Consider the following 13,392-nt stretch of genomic DNA (forward strand, 5'->3'; position numbering starts at 1 on the left):
GGTCAGGGGACGAGGACGTTCATGCCGAGGCGGTCGAGCACCTCGGTGGTGGCGCGCGCGAAGTTCAGGCTGCAGAAGTGCAGGCACGGCGCACCCTCGGCGATGAGTCGCTCCGACATCTCCGTCGCGAGGTCGATGCCGACCGCGCGGATCGCCTCGCGGTTGGCCTCCTCGTCGTTCCCGGCTGCCGCGGTGAGGCGGGCGTCGACGTCGGCGGGCAGCTTCGACCCCGACAGTTCGAGCATGCGGCGCACCGACGCCAGCGACGTGATCGGCATGATGCCCGGGATGATGGGCTTGGCGCCCTGTTCGGGGTCGGCGGCGACCACCCGGTCACGGAGGCGGAAGTAGTCCTCGACGTCGAAGAACATCTGCGTGATCGAGTACTCCGCGCCGGCGCGCAGCTTGCCGAGCAGGAAGCGGGTGTCCTCGTCGAGCGTCGGCGAGCGGTGGTGCCCCTCGGGGAACGAGGCGACGCCGACCTGGAAGTCGCCGAGCTCGCCGACCAGTCGGACCAGTTCCTCGGCGTAGGCGACACCCTCGGGGTGTTTGACCCACTCGCCCATCGGGTTGCCCGGCGGGTCGCCGCGGAGCGCGAGGACGTTGGTGATGCCCTGATCGGCGTACGAGCCGACCATCGCCCGGAGCTCGTCGAGGCTGTGGTTGACCGCGGTGAGGTGGGCGACGGTCGTCAGGGTGGTCTCGCGGGCGAGCTCCCCGGCGATCCGCACGGTGCGGTCGCGGGTACCGCCGCCGGCGCCGTAGGTGAGCGACACGAACGCCGGGCGCAGACGCTCGAAGATGCGGACGGCGCGCCAGAGGCGTTCCTCGGCCGGCGCGTCCTTCGGCGGGAAGAACTCGACCGAGAACGGCACCGGGCCGCTGTGCGGCTCGGACAACCGCGAGACGACGGTGGGCGAGGCGATCGGTGAGGTCACGTACCGATCATACGGTGGGCGTCCCCGCCTGCGACGTGGCCGGATCGTCGGGTCGGTAATGTCGAGGTCATGGTGTGCACCGGTGAGACCCGCGGGGGAGATCGGTGACCGGTGCGCCGGGCGCCGAACTCGCCGTCACCCCGACCGACGGCGACCCGATGCCGGTGTCGCTGCGCGACGTACCGGCCGCGGCCGAGGCACGCCTCCGTCGGGTCTTCGCCGCCCGCCGCGAGCAGACCTCGGCCATCGCGCCCGAGGTCGCCGACCTGACCGACCTGATCACGACGTTCACCCTGAGCGGGGGCAAACGTGTGCGCCCGGTGTTCGCGTGGTCGGGATATCGATGTGCCGGAGGCGTTCTCGACACCTCCGACGCCGTCGCCGCGCTCGATCTGTGCGCGGCACTCGAACTGATCCAGGCGTGCGCACTGATCCACGACGACGTGATCGACCTGTCGGACACCCGGCGCGGCAACCCGACGGTGCACCGGTCGGTCACCGCGACCCACCGCCATCGGTCGTGGTCCGGCGACGCCGACCACTTCGGCATGTCGACGGCGATCCTGCTGGGAGACCTGGCCCTGAGCTGGGCCGACGACCTCATCATCGCGGCGGATCTCGGTCCCGGCATCCGCACGCGGATCGGTCCGGTGTGGTCGGCGATGCGCACCGAGGTCCTCGCCGGACAGATCCTCGACGTCGTCGGTGAGGCGGGTTACGACGAGTCGGTCGACGCCGCGTTCCGCGTGATGCGTTTCAAGACCGCCGGGTACACCGTGGCCCGACCGCTGCAGCTCGGTGCCGTCGCCGCCGACGCCCCCGACGACCTGGTCGTGACGCTCGGACAGGTGGGCGACGGCCTGGGTATCGCCTTCCAGCTCCGTGACGACCTGCTGGGTGTGTTCGGCGACCCCGAGCGGACGGGCAAGCCGTCCGGCGACGACCTCGTCGCGGGCAAGCGCACCGCGCTGCTCGCCCTGGCCCTGCAGAACGCGGACGCCGACGCCCCGCGCGTCGCGGCCGAGCTCCGGGGCCTCGTCGGGCGTCCGCTCGACGCCCGCGAACTCGATCGGGCGCGCGCCATCCTGCACGACGTCGGCGCTGTGCGCGCCGTCGAGGACCACATCACACGCCTCGTCGACGAATCGGTCGGCATCCTCACCTCGGCTCCTGTCGAGGCAACGGCGCGTGCGGAATTGGTGGCGTACGCCACCGCTATCGCCGGGAGGCGCATGTGACCGGAGACCGTAGGGTGACCGGGCCCGTCGAGCACGTCGTCGTGGTGGGAGCGGGCCTGTCCGGGCTGTCGGCTGCGCTGTACCTGCGCGGTCAGGGCGTCCGCGTCACCGTGGTGGAGGCACAACACACACCGGGCGGACGGGTGCGCACCGAGAAGCTCGGCGACTCGCTGTTCGACACCGGCGCATCGGTGTTGACGATGCCGTCGCTCATCGAGACCCCGATGGCCGCCGTCGGTATCTCGGCCGCGAGTGCGCGGGCCATGCTCGACCTGATCCCGCTCGACCCGAGCTATCACCTGCGCTACGCCGACGGCACCGACTTCGCCGTCCCGCGCGACACCGACGAGCTCGCCACCGCGATCGGCACGACGTTCGGTCCCGAGCAGGAGGCGGGATACCTGCGTCTGCGCAGCTGGCTCCAGCGGCTCTACGACGTCGAGTTCGACGACTTCATGGACCAGAACACCGACGGACTCCTCGACTACGTGACCACGCGCCGGATGCGCACCGGCGTCAAGGATCTCGTCACCATGGGCGCCGTGCGGCGACTCACCCCCGCGATCAACCGGTTCGTCACCGACACCCGACTGCAGCGCGCGTTCACCTTCCAGGCGCTCTACGCGGGCGTCCCACCGTCTCAGGCACCGGCCATCTACGCCGTCATCTCGCACATGGACATCGGCATGGGCGTCTCCTATCCGCGTGGCGGTATGGGACGTGTCGGCGCGGTGATGGCGCGTGCGCTCGCCGAGGCCGGGGGCACCATCGTGTACGACACCCCGGTGCAGTCGGTTCGCGTCGACCGCACCGCACCGGGCGGACCGCGCGCGGTGGCCGTCGTGACCGGTGACGGCGAGATCGGCTGCGACGCCGTGGTGATGACGACCGACACCCCCGTCACCGACCGACTGTTGGCCCACGCCGGGGCTCCGACACGACGACGTCGTGTCCGGCACTCCCCGAGCGCGGTGGTGGCGCACCTCCGGGTGCCCGCCGACCTCACCGCGGTCTGGCCCGGGGGTCACCACACCATCGACTTCGGCGACGCCTGGACCGCGACGTTCCGTGAACTCACCGCCCGCTCGGGACGACTGATGACCGATCCGTCGCTGCTGATGAACCGGCCCGCGATCAGCGATCCCGGCAACTTCGTCGTCGACGGGATGGAATCGGTCACCGTGTTGGCGCCGTGCCCGAACCTCGACAGCGCCGATCTGCCGTGGGACGCGTTGGCCGGACCCTATGTGGCCGAGACCCTCTCGGTTCTGGAGAGCCGCGGTTACCGTGGGATCGCCGAGCACGCCGAGATCATGCGCATCGACGATCCCGGGGTGTGGGCCCGGGCGGGGATGTCGGCGGGCACACCGTTCGCGGCGGCACACACCCTGTCGCAGACGGGGCCGCTGCGCACCCGCAACCTGTGGCCCGGTGCGGTCAACGTGGTGCTCGCGGGCAGCTCGACCGTCCCCGGCGTCGGCATCCCGCCGGTGCTGGTGTCGGGCCGGCTCGCCGCCGAGCGCATCACCGGGTGACCCCGGTGTCCGCCGACGCGGTGACCGTCGCGACGTCGCCCCCCGCCGGTCTGCGGCGACCGGTGGTCTCGTCGCTGCGACTCGGTCTCGTGGCGTCGATCCTCGTCACGCTGGGCAGCTACGGGGTCGGCGACATCCCCCGCGCGAACACGTGGCTGCAGGACGCGTCGATGGCGTGGGTCACCTACGGGCACGGGAAATCGGTTGCCGGCCTGCTGTTCTGGGCCGGTGTGGCGCTCATGGTGTGGGCCTGGGTGCGGTTGGGGCGGACATTCCTGGCGCACCGGTCCGACGCCGACGTGCCCGACGCCGACGGTTCCCCCACCGCCGAGACGGCGGTCGACGGCGAGGTGTCGGGCTTGCGCTGGTGGGCGGTGGCCTGGGCCCTGCCGTTGATGTTCGCGGTCCCGGTCTACAGCCGCGACGTCTACGCCTACCTGGCGCAGGCCGCGTTGCTGCGAGACGGGTTGAACCCCTACGCCGATGGACCGGCCACCTCCCCCGGTCCCCTGCTCGACTCGATGGCGCAGGTGTGGGCGACCACGACCGCGCCGTACGGGCCGTTCTTCGTCGAGATCGCCCGCGGGGTCACCGAGGTCACGGGCGACAACCCGGTCGCCGGGGTGTTCGCGATGCGTCTGGTGATGCTGCCCGGGTGGCTGCTCGCGATCTGGGCGGTACCCGCGCTCGCACGCCGACTCGGACGCGATCCGCGTATCGCACTGTGGCTCGCGGTGTTCAACCCCATGCTCGTCATCCATCTCGTCGGCGGTCCGCATGTCGAGATGCTGATGGCAGGGCTCCTGGTCGCCGGGGTGGCGCTGGTCGTCGCGCGACGACACGTCGTCGGGTTGCTCGTGGTGGCCGTCGCGGTGTCGATCAAGATCACCGCGGGCATCGCCGTCCCGTTCGTGCTCTGGATCTGGTTGGCGCACATCCGTTCGCAACGCGCTGTGCGCCCTCGCGACGTCGTCGCGATCGTGGGGGCGATCGTCGCGACCACCGGGGTGGTGTTCGGCGTCGCGACCCTCGTCGTCGGGCACGGTCTCGGGTGGTTGACGGGCCTGGGCTACGCCGACCGGATCGTCAACTGGCTCACCGTCCCCACCGCCGTCGCACACCTCGTGACGCTGGTGGCGGCACCGTTCACCGCGCTGCCCCTGCCCCCGGTGCTCTCCGTCGCACGAACCGTCGGAGCCGTCGCACTCGCGGTGATCCTCGTCGCGACCTGGTGGCGGTTCCGTCACGACGAGCGCACGGCGGTCGTGGGGGTCGCCGTCGCGATGGCCGCGGTGTTGGCGCTCGAACCGTCCACGCTGCCCTGGTATTACAGCTGGGCGCTGGTCTTCGCCGGCGCCGCTCTGCTCGGTCGGCGATCGCTCGCCGCGATCGTCGCGGCGTGCGCGTTCGGGCTGATCGTGTTCCAGCCCGACGACTCGATCCTGCTCTACGAGCCGGTCGACCTGCTCGTCGCGGCGGCGATCGCCGGATTCGCGGGCTGGTCGATGGTGCGGAAGGATTCACCGCGACCACGGAACCTCGTACGACCGCAGCGCCGTAGCGGGCAGAGGTCACCATCGACAGGAGCGTCATGACCGTCGCCGAACGCACCGAGCGTGGCTACCTCCGCGGGCTCGAGGCGACCGCGACGCACGGTCGGACCTACTACCTCGGCACGCGGTTGCTCCCGGCCGCCCGTCGCCGCGGGGTCTACGCGCTCTACGGCTTCGCCCGCATGGTCGACGACATCGTCGATGTGCCCGGCCATCCCGACCCGGTCGGCGGTGTGGACGCGATCGACGCGCAACTGTCCCGCGCACTGCGACCCGATCCGAGCGACGACCTCTCCGACGTCGACGAGGTGGTCCTGGCGCTGGCCGACACCATCGCCCGTTTCGACATCCCCGAGTCGTATTTCCGCGCGTTCCTGGCGTCGATGCGGATGGATCTCCCCCAGAGCGCACTGTTCCGGTCGCGCTACCGCACCTTCGCCGAGATCGGTGAGTACATGTGGGGATCGGCCGCGGTCATCGGTCTGCAGATGCTGCCCATCATCGGCACACTCGACCCAGACGCGGCGCGCGAACCCGCCATCGCGCTCGGCGAGGCGTTCCAGCTCACCAACTTCATCCGCGACATCGGCGAGGACCTCGACAGGGACCGGATCTACCTCCCCACCGACGAACTCGCGTCGTTCGGCGTCGACGAGACCATGCTGTTCGAGGCACGCAGGACCGGTGTCACACCACCGGAGGTGCGCCGCGCGTTGGCGCACTGCATCGCGGTGACGCGCGCCCGCTACCGCGACGCCGAACCGGGTATCGCATTGATCGATCCCCGCAGCCGACCGGGTATCCGCGCGGCGTTCGAGCTCTACCGGGACATCCTCGATCGCATCGAGGCCGTCGATCACCAGATCCTCGACCACCGTGTGGTGGTACCGAACCGTCGTCGGGCACGTCGCGCCCTGGGGGCGCTGCTCACACGCCGCTGACGTCGGTCAGCGGGTCGACGCGCTGCGCAGGTAACCGCGCAGTACGGCGACCGCCTCCTGCAGTTCGGTCCGTGGCGACGCGGGGCGTCCCGCCGCCGGCACGTACCGCAGTCCGTCGCGGAGGTAGTTCACGTGCTGTTGCCCCAGGAGATCGGCTCCGGGACCGAAGCCGCACACCGGATCACCGCCGTGACACAGCGACCATCGGGCGATGCCGGGCAACCGGTAGTAGGCGTCGGCGCCGATCGTGTCGACTCCGGAGATCGCGGCGGTGGCCTCGGTGCGCCAGATACCCGTGCCCGTCGAACCGGCGCCGTGGACACCGTCGGCCCCGGGGACCTGGAAGGGGTCGCCGAACAACATGACCGCACCGACCACGCCACGCGGCGCCAACCGGCGGGCGACCGTGCGCACCACCGCGGCGCCCTGGGAGTAGCCGAGCAGGACCGCCGTCGGACGGCAGCCGGGGCCGCCTGCCGCCGCCGCTCGGTCGTATCGGTCGACGAGGGCCGAGACCCCCGAGGCGATCGACATCCCGAAAGACCGGTTGCGCGTGCCGTTCTCGATCGACACCGCCTGGTAGCCGGGACCGGTGGTCACCACGGGCACCCCGGCGACGTCCGCGGGCGCCCCGGAGTAGGTTGCCGCCAGCAGGGTGTGGAACAGCGGACCCTCGTAGCCGTCGGAGACCACCCGTCCGTAGCGCTGCGGGGCGAGCACCGGGTCGCCACTGCCCCTCGCGGGCATCACCACCGCGGCCGGACACCGCGCGGCGCCCGGCGTCGACGACGGTGTCGCGCCGGCGACCCCGGCCGAGATCCCGGATGCGACGACGAGCGTCGAGCACAGCGCCACCACAGAACGCACGACACCACTTCCCATACGCCCGATCATGCCCGACACACCGGCCGTCCCGGGTGTGAAAAGACCTGCGCGGCCGGTTTGCCCACTTTCGGTGTCGTCGAGGTTACGGTCGGATCAGTTCCGATCAGAACAGTTCGTATAGCTAGTTACTCTTCCTCATCAGCTGATAACTTTCCCGTCATCGAGGAACACGCGGCAGGTCGCCGACCGGCGAACCCGCGCGTGCACAAGGGAAATGAGTCACATACATGGCATCGAGACGCCTGATCCCGGTCACCGCGGCAACGGTGGTCGCCGTCGCCCTCGGCTCGGGAGTCGCGTGGGCGGCACCCCCCGGCGACGCACCGGTGGCACCGGTCGACAACGGACGCGCCCAGGTCAGCCCCCGCGTGGCACGGTCGGCGAAGGTGGGTGGCGCCCCCACACAGGAGCGTCGCACGGTGACGGTGGCCCTCGCGTCGCGGGATCCTCAGGGGTTGGCCGACTTCGACACATCGGTGAGCGACCCCGCGTCGGCGCAGTTCCGGAAATTCCTGTCCCCCAGGGAGTTCGCCGACCGCTTCGGCCCCTCACCCACCCAGGTCTCGACGGTCTCGAACTACCTCACCTCGCACGGTCTCCAGGTCGGCAGCCTCACCCCGGGCACACAGACCATCACCGCGTCGGGAACGGTGGGCCAGCTCGGGGACACCTTCGGGACATCCCTCTCGCAGTACCGGGATCCGACGAACGGCGCGAAGTTCATCGGTGCCGACAGCAGCGCCAAGGCATCGCCCGCGGCGGCGTCGATCATCACCGACGTCTCCGGGCTCACCGACAACCCTCTACCCGTCACCCCGCCGCCGACGACACAGATCACCCAGACCCCCAAGGTGCTGCCGAACGCGGCAACGGACAAGGGCACCGGGCCCAAGGGCGGTTTCACGGCGAAAGAGCTGGCCTCCGCGTACGCGACATCGTCCATCGGAGGCAACGGCGGCGCCGGTCAGACCATCGCACTCGTCGAGTTCTCGGGGTACCACCCGGCGAACTACCAGGCCTACGACGCCCAGTACGGCATCACCGCTCCCGCGGTCCAGACAGTAAACGTCGACGGCGGACCCGCCGGCGATTTGTCCGGTCAGGGTGAGGTCGACCTCGACATCGAGGTGTTGCACGCCATCGCCCCGAAGGCGACGATCCTCGACTACCAGGCTCCCAACACCGACAGCGCCGACGTCGATCTCTACGGCAGGATCGTGTCCGACAACCGCGCGTCGATCGTCTCCATCAGCTGGGGCGCGTCCGAACAACGGGAAGGCGCATCGGGTATCCGCGCGCTGTCGAACATCATCGCCCAGGGTGTGGCGCAGGGACAGACGTTCGTCGACGCCGCGGGCGATCACGGCGCATCCGACCAGTGGGACCCGAGTTCGCGCGACACGACCATCACCGTCGACTACCCGGCATCCGACCCGAACGTGACGAGCGTCGGCGGCACCCGCCTCTACATCAACTCGACCACCGGGGCCTGGGCCAACGACAAGGTGTGGAACGACTACGCGACCGGCACCGACACGTCGTTCCGCGGCGCCGGCGGCGGTGGCGTGTCGACCTACTTCGCCCGACCGTCCTGGCAGACCGGCACCGGCGTCGACACCGGCGCCAAGCGGCAGGTGCCCGACATCTCGGCCGTCGCCGCCGAATACCAGTTCAGTGTCCGCACCGAACTGATCGACCAGAACGGCAACGACAACGGCGGCGGCTGGAGCGCGTCGGCGGGCACCAGTGGTGCGGCCCCGCTCAATGCGGGTCTGTTCGCGCTGGCCGCCGCCAAGGCGAGAGGTGTCCGCTTCGGCAACATCAACCCGACGCTCTACAAGGTCGCCACCGCCACCCCGACGGCGTTCCACGACATCACCACCGGGACGAACTCCATCACCGGGAACGCACAGGTCTATGCGACGACCGCGGGGTACGACAAGACGACGGGCCTGGGCACCCCGTCCAACCCGGCGTACGCGACGGCGATCATCTCGCCGTAGCGGGACGTCGTGTCAGAACCCGAGTGCCTGGGCCCGTCGGATCATCTCGCGGGCGGAATGTCCGTGCAGCGCGCGGGCGGGGTACTCGCCGAGGTCGTCATGGACGGTGAACAGCCACCGCATGACCCCGTCGCGGTCGAATCCACCGTCGTAGAGCACGGCGATCAGTCCGGTGAGGTGCTTCGCGATGCCGTCGTCGTCGAAGAAGACCTCGGGGATCATCGGCTGGCCCTCGACGTTGACCGCCAGCAACTCGTGCTCGGCGACCATCGTGCGGATCTTGCCCGCCGAGAGCCCGAGGCGCCGGGCCGCGCCGGTGATGTCGAGCAGCGGCTCGCCGTCGGGCAGGTCGACAACGGTCATCGGAAGGGAGGCCACGCGGGAAACCCTACCGAAACGTGACGTCGGCACGAACACGCCTGCACCGGAGAGACACCTGCGGCTCGCTAGGCTGATCGGATGGACATCGCAGAGCCGGACGCACGCGGATGAGTGCCGTACGCGACGTCCTGCTGGGCGCACGACTCGAACGCCGGTACCGGATCGACGCGCTCATCGCGCGCGGCGGTATGTCGAGCGTGTACCTCGGGATGGATCTGCGCCTCGACCGACCGGTCGCGGTGAAGGTGATGGACCCGCGGTACAGCGCTGACCCGCAGTTCCTGTCGCGGTTCGAGTTCGAGGCACGCTCGGTGGCCCGCCTCAAGGATCCCGGTCTGGTGCCGGTCTACGACCAGGGCGTCGACGGCGAATACGCCTTCCTCGTGATGGAACTCGTCGAGGGCGGGACGCTGCGCGAGCTGCTCACCGAGCGCGGACCGATGCCCCCGCATGCGGTCGCGGCCGTGGCGGTGCCGGTGCTCGGTGGTCTGGGCGCCGCGCACGCCCACGGTCTCGTCCACCGCGACGTCAAACCCGAGAACGTGTTGATCTCCGACAGCGGGGATGTGAAGGTCGTCGACTTCGGCCTGGTGCGCGCGATCGCCGCTGCGGGCATCACCTCCGACAGCGTCATCCTCGGCACCGCGGCCTACCTGTCGCCCGAACAGGTCGAGTCGGCCGATTCCGACGCCCGCAGCGACATCTACTCCATGGGTATCCTCGTCTACGAGATGCTGACCGGGACAACACCGTTCAACGGAGACACCTCGCTCGCGCTCGCGTACGCGCGACTGCACCGCGACGTCGGACCGCCGAGCCGGGTCATCGCCGGGGTGCCGCGGGAGTTCGACGATCTCGTCCTCACGGCGACCGCCCGCGACCCGCAGGCGCGTTTCGCCGACGGCGACGACATGCTCGACGCCCTCGAGTCGATCATCGACGACCTGCGCCTCCCGCCGTTCACCGTTCCCGCCCCGACACGATCGGCCGAGCGCGAGACGGTGGTCGCGTATCGCAACGGCCGCGCACCGGTGGCCCCGCCGACCCCGCGAGGACCCGTGCCGCGCACCGACACCCGGATGATGGACTCGGGCCCGGTCGGTCCGCCGCCGACCTCGCACACACGCATCGACGACCGGGACGATCCGCGCGACGACCCTCGGTTCGATCGTCCACGGTTCGACGACGAGCACCGTGCACGTCCCCGCCTGGCCGCGCACGCCGTGGAGTTCGCCGAGGCCCGGCTACGGGCGCGCCGACGGGCCCGGGTTCTCACCGTGATGATCGCGATCCTCGCGATCGCCCTGGCCGTCGGCGGCTGGTGGCTCGGGACGCAGTTCGCCTGAACGCGCCTCGCGTACACAGATCGCACCGCTGAGGCCCGGCGAGTGGATAGTCCACGCGCCGAACGTTATCGGTGTGAGTTGTGAACGCCCCGCCACGGACGGGCGATGATGAACCCGTCGTGTCCGCAGGCCTCACCTCTGGTGAGCAACCCACGATCGACGTCGGCGCGACGCGGAGGCGATCATTGCGGCCTACGCCGATCCGGCCATTCAGCGGTGGCACGGCCGGCGGATCGACGACCACGACGAGGCACAGGCAATCGTCGACCGCTGGCGATCGGCATGGACTCAGGGATCCGGCGCCCAGTGGGCATTGACGGACGTGTCGAGGCGGGTCGTTCTCGGCCGTGTGGCACTCAAGCGCCTCGATCTCCGCGATGGCAATGCCGAGGTCGCGTACTGGATGGTGCCCGTGGCGCGCGGCCGGGGCCTCTGCGCATCAGCCGTCGACGCCGTGTCGCGCTGGGCATTCGAAACCGCGAGCTTGCACCGGTTACAGCTCGAGCATTCGACTGCGAATACAGCGTCATGCCGAACCGCGGAGAGTGCCTGCTTCGCATCGGAAGGGACCCGAGGATCAGCGGTTCCCCACCTCGATGGCTGGCACGACATGCACTGCCACGGACGGGTCGCGTCAGCCGCGCAACATCTCCGCGACGAGGAACGCCAGCTCCAATGACTGCTGGGTGTTGAGGCGCGGGTCGCAGGCGGTCTCGTAACGGCCGGCCAGATCGAGGTCGGAGATGTCCTGTGCGCCACCGAGGCATTCGGTGACGTCCTCGCCGGTGAGCTCGATGTGCACGCCACCGGGGTGTGAGCCCAGGGCACGGTGGACCTCGAAGAACCCCTGCACCTCGTCGACGATGCGGTCGAAGTGCCGTGTCTTGAACCCGGTCGACGCCTCGTGGGTGTTGCCGTGCATCGGGTCGCACTGCCAGATCACCTTGTGGCCGGTGGCCTCGACGGCCGCGACGATCGGCGGCAGTACGTCGCGTACGTTGCCGTTGCCCATCCGCGCCACCAGTGTCAGACGCCCGTCGACACGATGCGGGTCGAGGCGCTCGACGTACTCGACGGCCTGCTCGGGCGTCGTCGTCGGGCCGATTTTCACACCGATCGGGTTGGCGATCAGCTCGGCCAGCGCGATGTGCGCGCCGTCGAGCTGGCGGGTCCGCTCGCCGATCCACAGGAAGTGGGCCGACAGGTCGAACAGCACCGGGTCGCCCTCGGGGTCGGCGGGGTTCTCGGCCAGACGCAGCAGTCCGCGCTCGTAGTCGAGCACCAGTGCCTCGTGGGAGGCGAAGATGTTGGCCGACTCCAGGTTCGAATCACGCACCTCGCACGCGTCCATGAACCGCAGCGCCCGGTCGATCTCGGAGGCCAGCGCCTCGTAGCGGGCCCCGGCGGGCGAGGTCCGCACGAACTCGCGGTTCCAGTCGTGGACGCGGTGCAGATCGGCGAGGCCCGCACCGGTCAGGGCGCGCACCAGGTTCATGGCGGCGCTCGCGTTGGCGTAGGCGCGCACCAGGCGTGACGGATCGTGTGCGCGCACCGCTTCGTCGGCGACGAAACCGTTGACCATGTCGCCGCGGTACGACGGCAGGCCGAGGGCGTCGGTGTTCGACGACCGGGGCTTCGCGTACTGCCCGGCTATGCGGGCGACCTTCACCACCGGCATGCTGGCGCCGTAGGTGAGCACCACGGCCATCTGCAACAGCGTGCGGATGTTGCCCTTGATGTGTGGTTCGGTGTTGTCGACGAAGGTCTCGGCGCAGTCGCCGCCCTGCAGGAGGAACGCCTCACCGCGTGCGACCTGGGCCAGCTGACCCGACAGGCGGTGCACCTCCTCGGGCATGCAGATCGGCGGCACGCTCTCCAGCACGGTGCGCATCGCGCGGGCCTTGTCCTCGGGCCAGCTCGGCTGCTGCAGCGCGGGCCGCCCGAGGGCCGCGGCGAAGCGATCGGCCAGAGCGCCGGGAAGCGGGGGCAGCTCGGGCAGTTCGTCGAGCGGTACGTCTACGGTCCAGTTCACCACCGGCCCAGCTTAGTGCCCGCGCGCCGCAGCCCCTCCCGCGGTCGTGCGCAGGTCAGGCGGTGAGCTCGGTCATGGCCTTCCATCGGGCCAGATTGTGTCGCGCGTCGACGAGGGCGTCGTGGGCGTCGGCGGGCGACGGCGGCAGCGGCGGCCGCCCCAGCGACTCCCAGTGCTGCCGGAGCTCGCGGGTGAACCGCGGGATCGGCCGTGGCAGCGCCGTCATCGATCCCCAGAGCTGGCACAACACCACGTGGTCGTAGGCGCCGATCCACGCCCACAACTCGATGTCGCCACCTGAGGCGGTCAAGAAGTTCAACAGATCGTCACGTATCTGTCGCCTGCTACGCCACACCTTCGACGACGGCGACGGCAAGTGTGGCAACACATGAGCCCTGACCCAGTCCCCGGCGCGCTCGGGATCGAACTCCGAGGAGACCGCGTAGAACTCCCGGCCGTCCTCGGCGACGACACCGATCGAGACGAGCTCGATGGTTCGTCCGTCTTCGATGAACTCGGAGTCGTAGAAGAAGCGCATTC

11 protein-coding genes and 1 pseudogene are annotated in these 13,392 nt (G+C 70.1%); 7 read left to right on the plus strand and 5 right to left on the minus strand.

Annotation, left to right across the window (positions count from 1 at the left end):
* Positions 1 to 2: 2 nt before the first annotated feature.
* A complete protein-coding gene (metF, locus tag OG579_RS04360; protein WP_045823087.1) occupies positions 3 to 938 on the minus strand; it encodes a methylenetetrahydrofolate reductase [NAD(P)H] in 936 nt (311 codons plus the stop codon).
* A gap of 158 nt (positions 939 to 1,096) precedes the next feature.
* On the opposite strand from metF, the gene OG579_RS04365 reads away from it, so the two are divergent.
* The 4 genes from OG579_RS04365 to OG579_RS04380 are packed head-to-tail and all read left to right on the plus strand — an operon-like array spanning position 1,097 to position 6,205.
* Positions 1,097 to 2,176, plus strand: a complete 1,080-nt coding sequence (locus OG579_RS04365) for a polyprenyl synthetase family protein (protein WP_408068797.1) — start codon at positions 1,097 to 1,099, stop codon at positions 2,174 to 2,176.
* A gap of 14 nt (positions 2,177 to 2,190) precedes the next feature.
* The gene (gene crtI, locus OG579_RS04370) at positions 2,191 to 3,711 is read left to right on the plus strand and encodes a phytoene desaturase family protein (RefSeq protein WP_328858227.1); all 1,521 of its coding nucleotides are present in this window, start codon (positions 2,191 to 2,193) and stop codon (positions 3,709 to 3,711) included.
* Positions 3,708 to 5,306, plus strand: a complete 1,599-nt coding sequence (locus tag OG579_RS04375; protein WP_408068746.1) for an alpha-(1->6)-mannopyranosyltransferase A — start codon at positions 3,708 to 3,710, stop codon at positions 5,304 to 5,306. Before crtI ends, OG579_RS04375 begins: the two co-directional genes overlap by 4 nt.
* Positions 5,303 to 6,205 carry a phytoene/squalene synthase family protein gene (locus OG579_RS04380; protein ID WP_328858228.1) on the plus strand — a complete coding sequence of 301 codons (903 nt, stop codon included), beginning with the start codon at positions 5,303 to 5,305 and terminating at the stop codon, positions 6,203 to 6,205. The genes OG579_RS04375 and OG579_RS04380 overlap by 4 nt, the downstream gene beginning before the upstream one ends.
* Positions 6,206 to 6,211: 6 nt before the next feature.
* Here OG579_RS04380 and OG579_RS04385 read toward each other — a convergent pair whose 3' ends face one another.
* A complete protein-coding gene (locus OG579_RS04385) occupies positions 6,212 to 7,072 on the minus strand; it encodes a cutinase family protein (protein ID WP_328858229.1) in 861 nt (286 codons plus the stop codon).
* A 245-nt stretch (positions 7,073 to 7,317) separates the two neighbouring features.
* On the opposite strand from OG579_RS04385, the gene OG579_RS04390 reads away from it, so the two are divergent.
* Complete coding sequence (locus tag OG579_RS04390; protein WP_328858230.1) at positions 7,318 to 9,093, plus strand: S53 family peptidase; 1,776 nt, start codon at positions 7,318 to 7,320, stop codon at positions 9,091 to 9,093.
* A gap of 12 nt (positions 9,094 to 9,105) precedes the next feature.
* Here the strand turns inward: OG579_RS04390 and OG579_RS04395 are convergent, their stop codons facing one another.
* Entirely contained in the window at positions 9,106 to 9,471 is a 366-nt protein-coding gene (locus OG579_RS04395) for an Rv2175c family DNA-binding protein (RefSeq protein ID WP_045823092.1), read from the minus strand.
* A 110-nt stretch (positions 9,472 to 9,581) separates the two neighbouring features.
* On the opposite strand from OG579_RS04395, the gene OG579_RS04400 reads away from it, so the two are divergent.
* The gene (locus tag OG579_RS04400; protein WP_328858231.1) at positions 9,582 to 10,820 is read left to right on the plus strand and encodes a protein kinase domain-containing protein; all 1,239 of its coding nucleotides are present in this window, start codon (positions 9,582 to 9,584) and stop codon (positions 10,818 to 10,820) included.
* A 175-nt stretch (positions 10,821 to 10,995) separates the two neighbouring features.
* Positions 10,996 to 11,499 (plus strand): annotated as a pseudogene (locus OG579_RS04405) (GNAT family N-acetyltransferase); the annotation flags it as partial.
* Here OG579_RS04405 and OG579_RS04410 read toward each other — a convergent pair.
* Both OG579_RS04410 and OG579_RS04415 read right to left on the minus strand, forming a co-directional pair.
* A complete protein-coding gene (locus OG579_RS04410; protein WP_328858232.1) occupies positions 11,455 to 12,855 on the minus strand; it encodes a class II 3-deoxy-7-phosphoheptulonate synthase in 1,401 nt (466 codons plus the stop codon). The pseudogene OG579_RS04405 and the gene OG579_RS04410 sit on opposite strands and share 45 nt — an antisense overlap.
* Before the next feature lie 52 nt (positions 12,856 to 12,907).
* Positions 12,908 to 13,390 (minus strand): polyadenylate-specific 3'-exoribonuclease AS, encoded by a 483-nt coding sequence (locus OG579_RS04415; RefSeq protein WP_045823298.1) that lies wholly within the window; start codon positions 13,388 to 13,390, stop codon positions 12,908 to 12,910.
* Positions 13,391 to 13,392: the final 2 nt, after the last annotated feature.

Source organism: Williamsia herbipolensis, from assembly GCF_036153515.1.
Classification (GTDB): domain Bacteria; phylum Actinomycetota; class Actinomycetes; order Mycobacteriales; family Mycobacteriaceae; genus Williamsia_A; species Williamsia_A herbipolensis.

What these genes read in the sequence shown, in the direction of transcription:
- OG579_RS04365 (WP_408068797.1), top strand. Translation starts at nt 1,097, where the DNA reads ATGCCGGTGTCGCTGCGCGACGTACCGGCCGCGGCCGAGGCACGCCTC.
- OG579_RS04380 (WP_328858228.1), top strand. Translation starts at nt 5,303, where the DNA reads ATGACCGTCGCCGAACGCACCGAGCGTGGCTACCTCCGCGGGCTCGAG.
- OG579_RS04390 (WP_328858230.1), top strand. Translation starts at nt 7,318, where the DNA reads ATGGCATCGAGACGCCTGATCCCGGTCACCGCGGCAACGGTGGTCGCC.
- OG579_RS04400 (WP_328858231.1), top strand. Translation starts at nt 9,582, where the DNA reads ATGAGTGCCGTACGCGACGTCCTGCTGGGCGCACGACTCGAACGCCGG.
- OG579_RS04415 (WP_045823298.1), bottom strand. Translation starts at nt 13,390, where the DNA reads ATGCGCTTCTTCTACGACTCCGAGTTCATCGAAGACGGACGAACCATC.